Annotated in this window: 19 protein-coding genes; 13 read left to right on the forward strand and 6 right to left on the reverse strand. The window is 47.4% G+C overall.

Annotated elements, in window-relative coordinates; translation table 11 throughout:
- The first annotated feature begins 3 nt into the window (after nucleotides 1–3).
- From relA to CWI81_RS02475, 3 genes are read left to right on the forward strand one after another with little or no spacing between them, the layout of a single operon-like run.
- Nucleotides 4–2187, forward strand: a complete 2184-nt coding sequence (relA, locus tag CWI81_RS02465; RefSeq protein ID WP_126783645.1) for a GTP diphosphokinase — start codon at nucleotides 4–6, stop codon at nucleotides 2185–2187.
- A gap of 5 nt (nucleotides 2188–2192) precedes the next feature.
- Nucleotides 2193–2975: a nucleoside triphosphate pyrophosphohydrolase gene (gene mazG, locus CWI81_RS02470; protein WP_126783646.1), complete on the forward strand. Its 783-nt coding sequence runs from the start codon at nucleotides 2193–2195 to the stop codon at nucleotides 2973–2975.
- A 30-nt stretch (nucleotides 2976–3005) separates the two neighbouring features.
- The gene (locus tag CWI81_RS02475) at nucleotides 3006–3458 is read left to right on the forward strand and encodes a hypothetical protein (protein ID WP_126783647.1); all 453 of its coding nucleotides are present in this window, start codon (nucleotides 3006–3008) and stop codon (nucleotides 3456–3458) included.
- Here the strand turns inward: CWI81_RS02475 and CWI81_RS02480 are convergent.
- The gene (locus CWI81_RS02480) at nucleotides 3455–3733 is read right to left on the reverse strand and encodes a cation efflux transmembrane domain-containing protein (protein ID WP_420809712.1); all 279 of its coding nucleotides are present in this window, start codon (nucleotides 3731–3733) and stop codon (nucleotides 3455–3457) included. The genes CWI81_RS02475 and CWI81_RS02480 overlap by 4 nt on opposite strands.
- A gap of 256 nt (nucleotides 3734–3989) precedes the next feature.
- Between CWI81_RS02480 and CWI81_RS02485 the strand changes: the two genes are divergently transcribed.
- Genes CWI81_RS02485 through CWI81_RS02495 form a run of 3 tightly spaced genes read left to right on the forward strand, consistent with a single transcriptional unit; the run spans nucleotide 3990 to nucleotide 7585 of the window.
- Nucleotides 3990–5627 carry a CTP synthase gene (locus CWI81_RS02485; protein ID WP_126783648.1) on the forward strand — a complete coding sequence of 546 codons (1638 nt, stop codon included), beginning with the start codon at nucleotides 3990–3992 and terminating at the stop codon, nucleotides 5625–5627.
- A gap of 25 nt (nucleotides 5628–5652) precedes the next feature.
- Entirely contained in the window at nucleotides 5653–6945 is a 1293-nt protein-coding gene (gene eno / locus CWI81_RS02490; RefSeq protein WP_126783649.1) for a phosphopyruvate hydratase, read from the forward strand.
- The gene (locus tag CWI81_RS02495) at nucleotides 6899–7585 is read left to right on the forward strand and encodes a hypothetical protein (protein WP_126783650.1); all 687 of its coding nucleotides are present in this window, start codon (nucleotides 6899–6901) and stop codon (nucleotides 7583–7585) included. Before eno ends, CWI81_RS02495 begins: the two co-directional genes overlap by 47 nt.
- 8 nt (nucleotides 7586–7593) lie before the next feature.
- Here CWI81_RS02495 and CWI81_RS02500 read toward each other — a convergent pair whose 3' ends face one another.
- The 5 genes from CWI81_RS02500 to CWI81_RS02520 form a co-directional block, all read right to left on the reverse strand.
- Nucleotides 7594–8244: an SdpI family protein gene (locus CWI81_RS02500; protein WP_126783651.1), complete on the reverse strand. Its 651-nt coding sequence runs from the start codon at nucleotides 8242–8244 to the stop codon at nucleotides 7594–7596.
- A 3-nt stretch (nucleotides 8245–8247) separates the two neighbouring features.
- Nucleotides 8248–8514 (reverse strand): autorepressor SdpR family transcription factor, encoded by a 267-nt coding sequence (locus CWI81_RS02505; RefSeq protein ID WP_126783652.1) that lies wholly within the window; start codon nucleotides 8512–8514, stop codon nucleotides 8248–8250.
- Between the two features lie 135 nt (nucleotides 8515–8649).
- Nucleotides 8650–9648: a branched-chain amino acid aminotransferase gene (locus tag CWI81_RS02510; protein WP_126783653.1), complete on the reverse strand. Its 999-nt coding sequence runs from the start codon at nucleotides 9646–9648 to the stop codon at nucleotides 8650–8652.
- A gap of 11 nt (nucleotides 9649–9659) precedes the next feature.
- Nucleotides 9660–9953, reverse strand: coding sequence for a hypothetical protein (locus CWI81_RS02515; protein WP_126783654.1), 294 nt, complete (start codon nucleotides 9951–9953; stop codon nucleotides 9660–9662).
- Nucleotides 9954–9981: 28 nt separating this feature from the next.
- Complete coding sequence (locus CWI81_RS02520) at nucleotides 9982–10704, reverse strand: sulfite exporter TauE/SafE family protein (protein ID WP_241970321.1); 723 nt, start codon at nucleotides 10702–10704, stop codon at nucleotides 9982–9984.
- A gap of 112 nt (nucleotides 10705–10816) precedes the next feature.
- Here CWI81_RS02520 and ftsB point away from each other — a divergent pair, with 112 nt between their 5' ends.
- The 7 genes from ftsB to CWI81_RS02555 are packed head-to-tail and all read left to right on the forward strand — an operon-like array spanning nucleotide 10817 to nucleotide 15317.
- Nucleotides 10817–11140: a cell division protein FtsB gene (gene ftsB / locus CWI81_RS02525; protein ID WP_126783655.1), complete on the forward strand. Its 324-nt coding sequence runs from the start codon at nucleotides 10817–10819 to the stop codon at nucleotides 11138–11140.
- Nucleotides 11137–11820: a 2-C-methyl-D-erythritol 4-phosphate cytidylyltransferase gene (gene ispD / locus CWI81_RS02530; RefSeq protein ID WP_126783656.1), complete on the forward strand. Its 684-nt coding sequence runs from the start codon at nucleotides 11137–11139 to the stop codon at nucleotides 11818–11820. Before ftsB ends, ispD begins: the two co-directional genes overlap by 4 nt.
- 19 nt (nucleotides 11821–11839) lie before the next feature.
- Nucleotides 11840–12334, forward strand: a complete 495-nt coding sequence (gene ispF, locus CWI81_RS02535) for a 2-C-methyl-D-erythritol 2,4-cyclodiphosphate synthase (protein ID WP_126783657.1) — start codon at nucleotides 11840–11842, stop codon at nucleotides 12332–12334.
- Nucleotides 12331–13368, forward strand: coding sequence for a tRNA pseudouridine(13) synthase TruD (gene truD, locus CWI81_RS02540; RefSeq protein WP_126783658.1), 1038 nt, complete (start codon nucleotides 12331–12333; stop codon nucleotides 13366–13368). The genes ispF and truD overlap by 4 nt, the downstream gene beginning before the upstream one ends.
- Entirely contained in the window at nucleotides 13346–14098 is a 753-nt protein-coding gene (surE, locus tag CWI81_RS02545; protein ID WP_126783659.1) for a 5'/3'-nucleotidase SurE, read from the forward strand. Before truD ends, surE begins: the two co-directional genes overlap by 23 nt.
- Nucleotides 14095–14733, forward strand: coding sequence for a protein-L-isoaspartate(D-aspartate) O-methyltransferase (locus CWI81_RS02550; RefSeq protein WP_126783660.1), 639 nt, complete (start codon nucleotides 14095–14097; stop codon nucleotides 14731–14733). Before surE ends, CWI81_RS02550 begins: the two co-directional genes overlap by 4 nt.
- On the forward strand, nucleotides 14730–15317 hold the full coding sequence (locus CWI81_RS02555) for a YqaA family protein (protein ID WP_126783661.1): 588 nt from the start codon (nucleotides 14730–14732) through the stop codon (nucleotides 15315–15317). Before CWI81_RS02550 ends, CWI81_RS02555 begins: the two co-directional genes overlap by 4 nt.
- The last annotated feature ends 21 nt before the right edge of the window (nucleotides 15318–15338 follow it).

A 15338-nucleotide genomic window follows, 5' to 3' on the forward strand; every position in this document is an offset into this window, starting at 1 on the left:
ATCATGGTCCATGTACGTAGTACCCACGTGGATGATCCCAAATACAAAGACAGCGAACAGCATTGGCTGAACGCGGTCAGCGATCCTGAACCCTTAGAAAACACCTTAGCGCAGTTGCAGCAGCAGTTTCCCGAGCACCCAGAAGCACTGCTAAAAGGTCAGGAAATGGTTGAGATACTGGCCCCGTTAAAACTCGATGCTGAATCGTTACTGGCATCTTTGTATGTGCCGTTACTCGATGCTGGGAAACTTGATTTAGACAAGTTAAATGGCAAACAGTCAAAGACTTTAATCGTATTGCTGCGTAACGTGCAGCAAATGCAAAGTATCGGCGATTTACAACATTTTCAGCACGGCCAGCCCGATGGCAGTCAAATTGATAACGTGCGGCGCATGTTGCTGTCGATGGTCGAGGATGTTCGGGCCGTGCTGATCAAACTAGCCGAACGTATTTGTTATTTGCGTGAAGTAAAAGCGGCCGACGAAGAAACCCGAGTGTTAGCCGCTAAAGAGTGCGCTGAAATCTATGCGCCGCTGGCCAACCGTTTAGGTATTGGACAGCTTAAGTGGGAACTCGAGGACATTGCGTTTCGTTACCTACACCCTAATACCTATAAAACCATTGCTAAGCGTCTGCACGAGCGGCGCACCGATCGCGAGCAGTATATTGATAACTTTGTATCAAGTTTACAGCAAGCGCTTGATGAGCAGGGGATTCAGGCTGAAGTCTATGGTCGTCCGAAACATATTTATTCGATTTGGCGCAAAATGCAGAAAAAGCATCTGCAGTTCGATCAGTTGTTTGATATCCGCGCCGTGCGTATTCTCACTCACAACCTGAAAGACTGTTATGCTGCGCTCGGTGTCGTTCATTCAAGCTGGCGGCACATTGCTTCAGAATTTGATGACTATGTTGCCACGCCTAAACCCAATGGTTATCAGTCTATTCACACCGTGGTGATTGGTCCGGAAGATAAGAACGTTGAAATTCAGATACGCTCGCACGATATGCATGATGACGCGGAATTGGGTGTTGCTGCACACTGGATGTATAAAGAAGGAGCTGCACCCGGCAAGCGTCATGGCTTTGAAGATAAAATTGCCTGGTTGCGCAAATTACTAGCCTGGCATGAGGATATGGCGGGCAGTGAGAGTCTGGTCGATGAAATCCGCTCCCAGGTTTTTGAAGACCGTGTTTATGTATTTACCCCGAAAGGTGAGGTAGTCGACTTGCCGATGGGTTCGACGCCGTTGGACTTTGCTTACTACGTTCACAGCCAGGTTGGGCACAAATGTGTCGGGGCGAAAATTGACGGCCGTATTGTGCCTTTCACTTATCAGTTACAAAACGGTGATCGGGTTGAAATATTAACTCAGAAAACCGCTAAGCCGCGCCGTGATTGGTTAAACCCGCAACTGGGTTATCTGCACTCTTCGCGGGCGCGAGCCAAAGTACACACCTACTTTAAAAAACTCGATCGTGAAAAGAATATTCCGGCCGGTAAAGAGCTACTCGAAAATGAATTGCAGAAACATCAGCTAACGCTGGCGAAAGTGAGTAAGTCGCTTGATTTAGAACGCTTTAACGTGACCAGCCTGGATGATTTATTGGCCGCCATTGGTGCCGGTGATATCAGATTGCAGCAGGTGGTGAATCAAGTTAAACCACAGGCGAGCGAAGAAGATCGGCTGGAACAGCTGAAAAAACGCAGTAAAGTTAACAAACGCAAGCTGGGTGGCACCTCCGAGGTGGTTATCGAGGGTATTGGCAACTTGATGATGCAGTTCGCGAAATGCTGTGAACCCTTACCTGGCGAGCCAATTATGGGCTTTATTACGCAGGGACGGGGCGTGTCAGTCCACCGTCGTGACTGTGATCAACTCGGGCATTTACTGCATCAACACCCTGAGCGGGGGATTGATGTCAGCTGGTCGCGGCAGACTAAACAGGATTATCAGGCCGGCTTACGGATTTCTGCCATGGACCGTAATGGTCTATTGCACGATATCACCAGCATTCTATCCAATGAGAAAGCCGCCGTGTTGCAGATGGATAGTGATGCAGATAGCAGCTCCCAAACCGCGATCATTGTGCTGCAGTTGGCGGTAAAAGATAATGAGAGTCTACAACGCATTAGTCAGCGCTTGCGACAAATTAACGGTGTTGAACAGGTACAGAGAGTTTAAGTCGTATGAGTGAATTTAAAGGAACTGCCGCCCTGATTGAAGTCATGGAGCGTCTGCGTAATCCTGAAACGGGCTGTCCGTGGGATTTAAAACAAAACTTTGAGTCTTTACTGCCCTATACGATTGAAGAAACCTATGAAGTTGTGGATGCCATTCAGTCGGGCGACATGGCTTCAATTAAAGACGAACTTGGCGACTTACTGTTTCAAGTTATTTTTTACGCGCAACTGGCCAATGAGCAGGGCGAATTTAATTTTGATGATATTGCCGAACACACCGCAAGCAAGTTAATTCATCGTCACCCTCATGTGTTTGGGACGGATGCTGAACGCAATTTATCCGACGCTGAAATAAAAGCGCAATGGGAGCAGATAAAGCATCAAGAGCGCACTAAAAAGGACGCTAGAGCATCGGTATTTGACGATATACCGAGTCAGTTACCGAGTGTTTTAAAAGCGGCTAAACTGCAAAAACGCGCCTCTTCGGTTGGCTTTGACTGGAATGATGCCGAACCGGTTTATGCCAAAGTTGAAGAAGAAATTCAGGAAGTCAAAGAAGCTACCGAACACGATCATATTGAAGAGGAAGTGGGCGACTTGTTGTTTGCGGTAGTCAATTTAGCCCGACACAAGCAGGTTAATCCAGAGCGAGCCTTGCAGCGTGCTAACGAAAAATTCAAAACCCGCTTTCAGCACATAGAGCAGAGCTTGAGACAACAGAACAAACACGCTACCGATTGCAATCTGGAACAATTAGAAGAACTATGGCAAATTGCTAAACAAGAGTAGTCGTGTACAAGTTTTATTAAGGAAATTTATATGAAACGGAGCTTCTGGATCGCACTTTTGGCATCATTCGTTCTGGTGAATGAATATCTGGCAACCTGGCTATTAGCGGTTTTTGTCGGAGATCTCGACATGCAGCAAGCTTACGCAAAAACTTTTAAGTTTGCGTCTTTCGATAGCTATATTTTTACCGCATCATTCCGTGCTATTCCTTATATTGCTCTAGCTTTATTGGCGGCAAAATCAAAACTAAGCCTAAGCGCCAACGGGCAGTTAAACTTGTGGCTGATGCTTATTGCTCTTGCCGGCTTCCATTTATATGGTTACTGGGGTATGCAGTACACGCTATTTACACCTGATAGTGCATCTTCGACCTCAGCACTAGCTGTTATATTTATTCCGATCTGGGCACTGGTTTTAGGGTCTGCTGGCTACGCACTGTTCCATACAGTATCGTTAATTTCCCAGTACTTTAAGCGACATTAACCACAACAGCCTGAGATATCAGTCTTTTCGCCGGCTTTTACCGCTTTCGCGTCACGAATAATACGCAGTGCCGACTGTAAAACAATTAAAGCAATCAGTGTGGCAATTAATAGATCCGGCCATGCCATCTGAAGTTGAGCTACCAGTAGGGCGGAAGTTATAACGCCGGTATTCATCAGCATATCATTGCGCGAGCAGATCCAACTGGCGCGAATATTGATATCGCCATTGCGGTGACTGTAGAGCAATAAAAAACAGGCGATATTTACTGCCAAAGCAAGCCCGCGATAAACTCGACAAAAAACATGACGCCGTTTAGAACCAACACGGTCTATAACAAACGTCGCTGACTACTATCAATTTTATCTTGTGAGGATGTGCCGCAGCAGGATGACATGTAAAAACTCCCTGAATAGCTATAGCGCGACATGATAACAGATGCCTTTTTATTTGTCGTAAGGTAGCTCTTTCGGTATACTATTTTCCCGTCTTAAAGAATTCCCTACACTGACCTGACCAACTGGGTAACACATGGCGACAAATTATATTTTCGTAACCGGCGGAGTTGTATCCTCGCTGGGTAAAGGTATTGCTGCAGCCTCTTTAGCAGCGATTCTTGAAGCACGGGGCCTTAACGTAACCATCCTTAAACTCGACCCCTATATTAACGTGGATCCCGGAACAATGAGTCCGATCCAGCACGGTGAAGTATTTGTCACCGTAGACGGGGCCGAAACCGACCTTGATTTGGGTCACTATGAACGCTTTATCCGTACCCGCATGACGCGCCATAACAACTTTACAGCCGGGCGGGTGTACGAGGATATTATTCGCCGCGAACGTAAAGGTGAATTTCTGGGCGCAACCATCCAGGTTATCCCTCACATTACTAATGAAATAAAACGTCGGATAGTCGAGGGTGGCAAAGGCGCCGATATTGCCATTATTGAAATTGGCGGAACGGTTGGTGACATCGAATCACAGCCGTTCTTAGAAGCAATTCGCCAGCTCGGGACCGAAGTTGGGCGCGACCACACGCTATTTATGCATCTCACGCTGGTGCCGTTTTTGGGTGCTGCTGGAGAGGTAAAAACCAAGCCCACCCAGCATTCAGTAAAAGAACTCCGTTCTATCGGTATTCAACCGGATATTTTGATTTGTCGTTCAGATCGCTCATTACCTGCGTCCGAGCGTTCCAAAATTGCTCTGTTCACTAATGTTGAAGAGAAAGCCGTTATTGGTTTACGTGACGTCGACAGCATTTACAAGATTCCATCGATGCTAAAATCGCAGGGTCTGGACGAAATTGTTACGCATCGATTCCGGCTGGACTGCCCGGAAGCAGATTTGAGCGAATGGGAACAAGTGCTGTATCAGGAGTCGAATCCAAACGGCGAAGTTACCGTTGGTTTTGTCGGTAAGTATGTCGAGCTACCGGATGCCTACAAGTCGGTTAATGAAGCATTAGCGCATGCTGGTTTAAAAAACCGTCTGACGGTTAATATTCGCTATATTGATGCCCAGGATCTGGAGTCCAAAGGTACGAATAAACTGGCGGACGTTGATGCGATTCTGGTGCCTGGTGGCTTTGGTGATCGTGGCGTTCCCGGTAAATTGATCGCGGCGCAGTATGCTCGTGAAAACAATATTCCTTACCTGGGAATATGCTTAGGTATGCAAGTTGCGATGATTGAATACGCCCGCAACGTAGCAAAGCTGGCTGACGCCAATAGTACCGAATTTGATCCGGACAGCGACAATCCGGTCGTGGGACTTATTACCGAGTGGATGGATGCTTCGGGCCAAAAAGAATTGCGTGACGAGAGTTCAGATCTTGGCGGAACCATGCGTTTAGGTTCACAAGAGTGTCACTTAGAGCCGGGTAGTAAAGCGTTAGAACTGTACGGCTCTGAAACCATTGAAGAGCGTCATCGCCATCGTTACGAAGTTAATAATCATTTTATTGAGCCGCTGCAGCAAGCAGGCTTAAAATTTAGCGGGTATTCACACGATAAGAAGTTAGTCGAAATTATCGAAAACCCAAATCATCCGTGGTTTGTTGCGGTTCAGTTCCATCCAGAGTTTACCTCGACTCCACGCGATGGGCATCCGCTATTTAAGGGCTTTATTGAAGCTGCCGGTAACTACAAAAAAGAACGTTTAGGTTAATCGAATTTAAGGACAGGACAGAATAATGAGCAAAATTACTCGTATTGTTGCCCGTGAAATCATGGACTCTCGTGGTAACCCAACGGTTGAAGCCGATGTGTATTTAGAATCCGGTCATATGGGCCGCGCTGCCGCTCCTAGTGGCGCATCGACTGGCTCTCGTGAAGCATTAGAATTGCGTGATGGCGATAAGTCTCGTTACTTAGGCAAGGGTGTCGAGAAAGCGGTTGCGAATATTAATGAGGCGATCGCTGAAGCTCTAAGAGGTAACGATGCCGATAACCAAACGGCAGTTGATGACGTAATGCTGCGTCTGGATGGTACCGACAATAAAGAAAAGCTCGGTGCCAACGCAATTTTAGCGGTTTCTTTAGCTGTGGCTAAAGCTGCAGCCGCAAGTCAGAACATTGCGCTGTACGAGCATATTGCAAACTTAAACAATACTGCTGGAAAATACAGCATGCCACTGCCGATGATGAACATTCTTAACGGTGGTGAGCACGCAGATAACAACGTAGACATTCAAGAGTTCATGATTCAGCCGGTTGGCGCAGAGAGCTTTAAAGAAGGTTTGCGTATTGGCGCGGAAATTTTTCATGCGCTGAAAAAGGTCCTGCAAAAACGCGGCTTGAGCACGGCTGTCGGTGATGAAGGTGGTTTTGCTCCTAATCTGTCTTCAAATGAAGAAGCGCTGCAAGTAATCGTTGAAGCGGTCGAAGCAGCCGGCTATGAAATGGGTAAAGACGTTACTCTTGCACTGGATTGCGCGGCGTCAGAATTTTATAAAGACGGCAAATATAAATTGAGTGGCGAAGGCAAAGAGTTCGATGCTGCCGGGTTTGCCGATTACCTTGCCGAGCTTTGCGATCGTTATCCGATTGTTTCCATCGAAGATGGATTAGACGAGGCTGACTGGGATGGCTGGAAAGTCTTAACCGAGAAGTTGGGCGATAAAGTTCAACTGGTAGGGGATGACCTGTTTGTTACTAACACTCGTATTTTGCAAGAGGGTATTGATAAGTCGATTGGCAACTCAATTTTGATCAAGTTTAATCAAATTGGTAGCCTGACGGAAACTTTGGCAGCGATTAAGATGGCGCGTGACGCGGGCTATAGTGCAGTAATTTCGCATCGCTCCGGCGAAACCGAAGATGCGACCATTGCTGATCTTGCAGTGGGCACAGCGGCAGGCCAAATAAAAACGGGCTCACTGTGCCGCTCTGATCGCGTCGCCAAGTACAACCAACTTTTGCGTATTGAGGGCGAACTGAATGGCAAAGCGCCTTACCGCGGCCGACAGGAAGTCAACGCTGGTTAAACAACAGGCTGACATTTTCCAGCCTATCGCACAGCACGGTGATTTCGCCGAGCTGTGCGTTGCCTTGTACGAACGGGAATTAAACCAGCTGGCGCAAGTGGACGATATGCCAGCTGCTGCACTACAGCGGCGTCTGGCCAGTCTGCCGTTTTATATTCAACGCGCGGCGCATGGTTGTATTCGTGTGGCGGAGGAATCGCCGCTAACGTTGGATGTACAAAATGCCAGTTGGCAAGCTCCCCAAGCCAGCAAGTGTCCAACAACTAGCAGCACCGCAAGCGCCGCCAAAACTCAACATCAGTGGTTTGAAAAGCACGCTGCGCTTGGCTTAGTGGTGCCGGTAGCCTATCAAACTGCCGAGCTTAAAACGATTTTTCTCGACAGTATCGACCGGGTCGACACCAAGTATAATCGGGTGCATTTAAACTATCGCGGTTGGTTTACTTTTAGCGGCGAAGGCGAAAGCTCAGCAGAAACGCTACTAAAACCAAACAAACGCGTGATGACCGCTGCCAGTTGCGGCCATCAGTGGAATCACAAAAGTCGGATTAACCCGCGCACCTTAACCTTAAGAGAACTCTTGTTAGTAGCGACCCTGGACTGGAAGAAGTTTCAGGTTGCATTGTCCATTGCCCGCTAAACCGTTTGCTAACCCTCAAGACGCTTATAGATCCATAGCGAATAGCCCGCCGGAACTAATGCCGCTATTAGTATTGCCGGTAGTATCAACCAGCTACTGGTGGTCAGCAATGCGCTGATAAATAGTACTAAACCAGCCAGTACGAACAGCCAGCCGGCCAAGCGGTGAGTGCGATTCCAGACTTCCTCGTTGGCAAGAGTCCAGGGCGTACGGATACCAATAAAAAAGTTTTTTCGCAACTTGCCAAAGTAGTTGCCAGTGAGCAGCAATAACAAACCTAAAGCGCCTGATATGACTCGTGTCATTGCTACTTGGTAGCCTAGCGCATAGGCTATCTGAGCTAAGCTGATAACCGCCAGAAAGGCAATAATGATGGACATCAGCAGCCCAACCACATCGATAAACTCGTTCAGTTTAAAGCCCTTTGGCGAAATAAAGGAAAGTACCTCAAATAATAGCCAGGTACCAACCATTGTCAGTGGCAGAATAAGTGCCCCCCAAGGTTTATTCATCCAGCCGTCGACGTCGCCTGCCAGGTTCCAGTGTACCGGTATCGAGTCTGACAAGTAGGGATAAGCTAGCGCTGTTATCAGGCTTATAGCAGCTATAAATAAAAGGCTAATCCATCGGTGTTTTGCTGGAATTTTTTTATCGTTCATAAGTTAACTCCCGGAGAAAAGATCAAACATTAAAGACGCCACATCTTCGAACACAGAAAGGTTAAGCGAGTAAATAATTCGCTGGCCTTGGCGCTCAGTGCGGACTAAGTCGGCCTGCTTTAAAATACTGAAGTGGTGAGATAATGACGCCTTAGCGATATCAAAATGCTCGGCAATATCACCCGCGCTCATTGATTGTCGCTTTAATAAATGGAGTATCCGGCGTCTTGTGGGGTCGGATAACGCTTTAAAAACGATTTGTTGTTGCATTATGGCAATGTCCTTTATTAGATATTTAGAGATTAGTCTAAATATCTAATAAAGGCAAATAGTGCTAGACATAAAAAAGTCGCACCCCAGCAAAGGGTACGACTTATTGGCGGGCCAATTAAAAACTATACGGGTTTAATCAATACGGGTTAACCAGTTATGACTATCGGCTTGTTCGCCCCATTGGATCGCGTTCAGACTCTCGCGCAGACGTTGGGTCGTTGGGCCGCCTTGGCCATTGCCAACAGTTACTTGCTGACCATCACGAATTAAGGTGCCGACCGGTGTTAACACCGCTGCCGTACCGGACAATGCTGCTTCACATTCTCGCTTTTCGGCACGTTCGATCAGTTCATCAACGCTTAATTCGCGTTCACTCACCGTCATTCCGGAATCGCGTGCCAGGGTTAAAATTGAATCACGGGTGATACCATGTAAAAAGCTACTGTCCAGACTTTTGGTAATGATCTCGTTACCATCAATTAACAAGAAATTAGCCGCGCCGGTCTCTTGTACATCCCCATCAGGGCAGAACAGCACCTGATCCGCCTGGTATTCTGAGTGAGCCGCTAATATTGGTCCCAATGCACTGGCATAGTTGCCGCCGCTTTTAATCATTCCCATATGGGCCGCGCAACGTGAGCCATTTTCCTCGATAAGTAACTTGAGTGGCTTGATACCGCCTGAAAAATAATCACCAACCGGTGACAACAATATATACAGCATGGAGCTATTAGTCGGATGCGCCGCTTTACCGATAGCGGGTTCGGTACCGATATGAGTCGGCCGAATATACATGGAGCCCGGAGGTGCCGGTACCTGATGAATATGTTCGCGCACCACATCGATGATCATCTGTTTCAGTAGTTGTTTATCGATCGGCGGTAATGACAGTAATTGGCTGCTCTGAGCCATCCGCTCGATATTCTGATCCATGCGAAAAATGTTAATCGAGTCGTCGCTATGTTTGAATGCTTTTAAACCCTCAAAACAGGTGCTTGCGTAGTGCAGTACGTGTGCTCCAGGGTGTAACTGAATGGCGTCTGAATTAACCAGTCGTGCTGGGCTCCAGTGTTCATTTTCGTAGGTTGCCAAGGTCATCTTTGGCATAAATACGGTACCGAATGCGGCCATATTGTTATCCTTTATTTAAATTTTACGTCGTGTTTTTTGCAGTACCAAAGCACAATGGGTATCTCAAGTACTAAATAGATGATGAATGTGTACCAGAACCAGTTAAGAGAGAAGCTCATTAATGCAAATTGATAGCCGGTTCCCCAATACTTAAAGCCAACGATAAATAACGCTAGCCCAGTTGCAAACAGATCAAAAAACGCAATTTTGTTAATATTGTTACCGGCAACTTTTGGGTACAGGTGTAAGTAACTGACCAAAATAATAATCAGGTTTAATAAGACCACCAACAACTCAGCCGGCATTCACTACTCCTAAATTCATCGCGCTGTTCTAAATGCTTTGTAGGATAACAATCATTCCTGACAATAGCATTAAGGCAATGGTTAATTGCCGAAATCGAGACTCAGAAAAATGATGTTGCAATCGTTGCCCGATAGCTGCACCAACGATGGCTGCGGGTAAAAGTGTGGCGACTAAGTGCAAATGTTCGGTCTGATAAATGCCCTGACGGGAAAAATTAACCACATTAGCTACGGCGATGGCAAGGAAGAACAGGCTGAGCGTGGCTCGGAACTGTTGCTTCGGTAGGCGGGCATTGGCTAGAAACAACACTATTGGAGGTCCGCCTAGTGTCATTAAACCGTTTAAAATACCAGACCCGGTACCAATCGAGATATAACCTGCCGTATGCTCAGCGGTGGGAAGCTGGCGACCGGAGGCCAACAGTGCGGCGACCAGCAGAATCACCAGACCAAGTGCTATTTTTAACCATTGCTCATTAATATTGAGCAGCAGACTGCCCGCCACCAATGATGCTAATACGCCGGAGATAATTAACCATTTCCATTGCGAAGGGCGAGCCGCTTCGCGATTTTTCCAATAGATAATCGCGGCGACAAAAATATTAATAACGGATAAACTTGGTGTTAGCGTGGTTAGCGGAAACCAAAGGGCCAGGATAGGCACGGCGACAAGACCTGAACCAAACCCGCTAATACCTTGTAATGTTGTTGCCAATAACAACACTATTCCTGCGATAATATATTCGATCACTGAGTTGTATTACCTATATTTAACCTGTCAGACAATAAAATCCGCGCGGCAGCCTTTTCACGCCGCAGATATGTCTTCATAATGAGACAAATAATAACAATGGAGTCAGAGCATGCGAGTGGTGATTTTGCTGCTGTTGACCTTAATGCTGGCGCTACAATACCGGTTATGGTTTGGAAAAAACAGTCTGCCGGATTATTGGCGTTTGCAGCAAGAAGTCAAGAACCAGCAAGTAACCAATCAAAATTTAGAGCGCCGGAATCAGGTGCTCTACGCTGATATCGAGGATCTTCGCGAGGGTGAAGATGCGCTTGAGGAGCGTGCTCGCAACGAGCTAGGCATGATAAAAAAAGACGAAGTATTTTTCCGTATTGTTCCCGCCACAATATCGAATCCGCGGTTAATTGAGCAATCAGCTGAAGGACCGAGCTCATGAGTGAGCCAGTGCGTATTGCGGCGGTTATTCCCGCTGCTGGTTATGGCAAACGGATGCAATCATCCGTACCCAAGCAGTTTCTTACGGTACAAGGGCGCTCAATCTTGCAGCATAGCGTTGATGCGGTATTACAAAACGAGGCAGTAGAACACGTATTTATTGCGGTTAGTGAAAATGCTCAGCATCAATTGCCATTAAGCCGGCCGAAAGTTTCCTTCGTGGCCGGTGGTGATACCCGTGCAGAGTCCGTATTATCCGGTGTGTTACACGCAATAACCCAACAATATACGCATGTGCTGGTGCATGATGCCGCACGGCCCGGACTGCCCGCAGAAGTATTGGCAGCGGTTATTAAAGCGGGTATCCACGATGATAACGGCGCAATTGTTGCAGTCCCTGTTCGAGATTCGTTAAAACGCAGTGAACCGGACCAGCTCATTATTTCCACCAATGTTGCTAGAGACAACCTCTGGCAGGCACAGACACCGCAGTTATTTTCTGCGTCGCTGCTGGCCGATGCTATCAGCGAGATGGGCACAGATAATCCAGCACTTACTGATGAAGCCTCGGCAATGGAGTTCATCGGTTATCACCCAAAACTAGTTATGGGATCACTTAAGAACCTAAAAATAACTCATCCTGAAGATTTAGAATTGATAACTGCTTTTTTAAAGGTGTAATTAAAGGAGAATAGTAGTAATGCAGATACGAGTTGGACACGGCTATGATGTGCACAAGTGGGGGGCCGATAAACCGCTGATATTAGCTGGCGTTGATATCCCTCACCATATTGGTTTAATAGCACATTCTGACGGCGACGTAGTCCTGCATGCTATTACTGATGCTTTGCTCGGTGCTATGGCGCTTGGTGATATTGGTCAGCACTTCCCGGACACCGATAGTCGCTATAAGGGCGCCGATAGTATGCTTTTGCTTCAGGAAGCTTTGCGGCTGGCTACTGAAAAGAAGTTTGCAGTGGCAAACTTAGATGTAACCGTGGTCGCGCAGGCTCCGAAATTAGCGTCTTATATTCAGCCCATGCGCGAATCAATTGCCAGTGGGCTGAATATTACCGTTGATGCGGTTAACGTTAAGGCAACGACCACAGAAAAACTCGGCTTTGTTGGCCGGGAAGAGGGAATAGCCTGCCATTGTGTGATCTTGATGGCAGCTCAGGACGGGACCCAAAAATGACATTACCCCGCTTAAATCAGGTAAGAACAACGGCTGTATTCAAACAACAGCCCGAAGACTTTCAAGTCCGCGAGCAGCTGCAAGTTGAGGACGAAGGAGAGGGCGAGCATCAATGGCTATGGATCAGAAAGAAGGGCGCTAATACACGCTTTGTTGCTGAGCGATTGGCGCAATTTGCGGGAGTAAATCCGCGCCAGGTTAGCTATTCAGGTATGAAAGATCGCAACGCGATAACTTGGCAGTGGTACTCGGTGCAGCTGCCGGGTAGTGATTTGCTGGACTGGTCGCAATTGGACGTGCCCGGGGTTTCTGTTGAACGAATTATTCGCCGTACTAAAAAGTTAAAGCTAGGTTTTCATAAGGCGAATCATTTTGTCATCCGGCTGCGTGATGTTGTTGATAAAGCTCAGTTTGAACAGAATTGGAAGGCCCTCTGTGAGAAAGGTACGCTGAACTATTTTGGCAGTCAGCGATTTGGCCATGACGGCCAGAATGTAAGTTCAGCCCGCCAATGGATAGCGGCTGATAAACCGGGTAAAATTTCCAAAGCTAAACGCAGTTTGTGGTTATCTGCTATGCGTTCTTATTTATTCAATCATATAGCCGCGGCACGTTTCCAGCAGCACGGTTTCACGCCATTAGCCGGCGACTGTGTCATGTTACAAGGTTCGCAGTCAGTATTTACGGTGCAGCAGTGGGACGATGAATTACTTGCCAGACTGGCCAGTGGCGACATTCAATTAACCTGTCCAATGCCAGGAGAAGATGGCCCTGGTAAAGTTGAAGGGCAGGCAAGCGAATTTGAGCAGCAACAGCTGGCCGAGTACAGCGACTGGATTGCCGATTTTGCGAAGGTGCGGCTTAAGGCCTCGCGGCGCCCGTGGCAGTTATTTTTACACCAACCTCAATTAACCTGGCAGCAAGCCGACGTAACTATTGAATTTGCATTACCTACGGGAAGTTTTGCAACGACCTGTATCAATGAACTAATCGACCTGGCGGTGACTGATAATGATGAAAATTCTGTTGAGTAATGACGATGGAGTGCATGCTCCGGGAATTCACGCCTTATACCGGGCATTAAAAGAAGTAGCGGATGTACGCGTCATTGCGCCAGACCGTAACTGCAGTGGTGCTTCCAACTCATTAACATTGCACAATCCGTTGCGCTTACAAAAGCTCGACAATGGCTTTTATTCGTTAAATGGTACGCCAACGGATTGTGTTCATTTAGGCACCAACTCGCCGTTTGCAGACGAAGTCGATTTGGTCGTATCAGGTATTAATGATAGCCCTAACATGGGCGATGATGTGTTGTATTCAGGAACCGTTGCAGCCGCGATGGAAGGGCGCTTTAAAGGATTGCCCGCTATCGCAGTATCGATGGGCGGCAAAGGCCATGATTATTACGAGACAGCTGGACGCGTGGTCGCTGACATCGTAAAGGCAATGGAAGATAATCCGCTTAGACTTGATACAGTGCTTAATATTAACGTTCCGTACACCACGTTTGATAAAATAAAAGGTACTCGAGTAACTCGCCTGGGACGTCGTCATCGTGCTGAAACGATGGTGCATGATCGAGACCCGTTTGGTCGCGAAATCTTTTGGTATGGTCCTATCGGGCATCATGCAGATGATGCGCCCGACACAGACTTTACTGCTGTCCACGAAGGTTATGTATCAATTACACCGTTAAGTTCGGACATGACTGCTAAGCGACATAAAGACACTCTTACTGAATGGTTATCTGCAGAAAAATGACAAAATTCTCTTCATCCGGGGGCGCTAAAAAACTGGTTAATGTTTTACGTCAGGCCGGCATTACCAACGACAAAGTGCTATCCGTTATCGAGCAAACGCCGAGACAATTTTTTATGCCAGAATCGTTGGCACATAAAGCGTATGAAAATACCGCACTACCTATCGGTAATGGTCAGACAATATCGCAGCCGTTGATGGTGGCGACGATGACGCAGCTACTGATACAGCATAACTGCAGCCGGGTGCTGGAGATTGGAACGGGCTCCGGCTACCAAACGGCGATTTTGGCCCAACTGGTGGATCAGGTGTTTAGCGTAGAGCGGATAGCGCAATTGCAATACCAGGCAAAGCGGCGTCTGCGTAATTTAGATTTGCATAATGTCGCGATGCGTCATGGCGACGGTTGGGAAGGCTGGCGCAGCAAAGCGCCGTTTGATGGAATTATCGTTACTGCAGCTGCCGCACAAATACCGGATGCGTTAGTCGAACAATTAGCTGATGGTGGTGTATTAATTATCCCGGTCGGTGAGCAACAGCAGACGCTGACCGTATTACGCCGCTTTGGGGATAATATCGAACAGCAACGGATTGGTGATGTTCGATTTGTACCCTTGGTAAAGGGTGAACTACTTTGAAAATATTCTCGGCATTATACGACCGGGTGCTGCAATGGACGCAACATCCCAAGGCTGACTGGTTGCTCGCTGCTTTGAGTTTTACCGAGTCTGTTATCTTTCCTATCCCGCCAGATGTGATGTTGGCGCCGATGGCCATGACACAGCCAAAGCGAGCCTGGCGATTAGCGGGGCTAACCACAATAGCCTCGGTAGCCGGTGGAATACTGGGTTATCTACTGGGCTATTGGGCGTACGAAAGCCTGGTTTTGCCAGCGGTTGAATCACTGGGTTATCAACAAAAGCTGGAGCAAGTTACTGAATGGTTTAAGCACTATGGCATCTGGATTGTGTTTATTGCGGGCTTTTCACCAATTCCTTACAAATTGTTTACGGTAACGGCCGGTGTTATGCAGATGGCGTTTTTACCCTTTGTTATTGCGTCTGCTATTAGCCGCGGCTTAAGATTCTATTTGGTTGCCTGGCTACTAAAAACCGGTGGACCAGCGATGGCCGTCAAGTTGCGGCTATACGTGGATCGGATTGGCTGGGGTGTTGTGGTACTCGCTGTGCTCGGGTATGTTATTTATCGAGCAAGTCGTTAAGGACACCTCATGGACGTGAGA

This window comes from Idiomarina seosinensis, from assembly GCF_003987275.1.
GTDB classification, from domain to species: domain Bacteria; phylum Pseudomonadota; class Gammaproteobacteria; order Enterobacterales; family Alteromonadaceae; genus Idiomarina; species Idiomarina seosinensis.

Coding starts and splice junctions, on each gene's coding strand:
- ispD (WP_126783656.1), top strand. CDS start 11,137: ATGAGTGAGCCAGTGCGTATTGCGGCGGTTATTCCCGCTGCTGGTTAT.
- CWI81_RS02505 (WP_126783652.1), bottom strand. CDS start 8,514: ATGCAACAACAAATCGTTTTTAAAGCGTTATCCGACCCCACAAGACGC.
- surE (WP_126783659.1), top strand. CDS start 13,346: ATGATGAAAATTCTGTTGAGTAATGACGATGGAGTGCATGCTCCGGGA.
- CWI81_RS02495 (WP_126783650.1), top strand. CDS start 6,899: ATGGCAAAGCGCCTTACCGCGGCCGACAGGAAGTCAACGCTGGTTAAA.
- truD (WP_126783658.1), top strand. CDS start 12,331: ATGACATTACCCCGCTTAAATCAGGTAAGAACAACGGCTGTATTCAAA.
- CWI81_RS02515 (WP_126783654.1), bottom strand. CDS start 9,953: ATGCCGGCTGAGTTGTTGGTGGTCTTATTAAACCTGATTATTATTTTG.
- CWI81_RS02510 (WP_126783653.1), bottom strand. CDS start 9,648: ATGGCCGCATTCGGTACCGTATTTATGCCAAAGATGACCTTGGCAACC.
- ispF (WP_126783657.1), top strand. CDS start 11,840: ATGCAGATACGAGTTGGACACGGCTATGATGTGCACAAGTGGGGGGCC.
- relA (WP_126783645.1), top strand. CDS start 4: ATGGTCCATGTACGTAGTACCCACGTGGATGATCCCAAATACAAAGAC.
- mazG (WP_126783646.1), top strand. CDS start 2,193: ATGAGTGAATTTAAAGGAACTGCCGCCCTGATTGAAGTCATGGAGCGT.
- CWI81_RS02485 (WP_126783648.1), top strand. CDS start 3,990: ATGGCGACAAATTATATTTTCGTAACCGGCGGAGTTGTATCCTCGCTG.
- eno (WP_126783649.1), top strand. CDS start 5,653: ATGAGCAAAATTACTCGTATTGTTGCCCGTGAAATCATGGACTCTCGT.
- ftsB (WP_126783655.1), top strand. CDS start 10,817: ATGCGAGTGGTGATTTTGCTGCTGTTGACCTTAATGCTGGCGCTACAA.
- CWI81_RS02500 (WP_126783651.1), bottom strand. CDS start 8,244: ATGAACGATAAAAAAATTCCAGCAAAACACCGATGGATTAGCCTTTTA.
- CWI81_RS02550 (WP_126783660.1), top strand. CDS start 14,095: ATGACAAAATTCTCTTCATCCGGGGGCGCTAAAAAACTGGTTAATGTT.
- CWI81_RS02475 (WP_126783647.1), top strand. CDS start 3,006: ATGAAACGGAGCTTCTGGATCGCACTTTTGGCATCATTCGTTCTGGTG.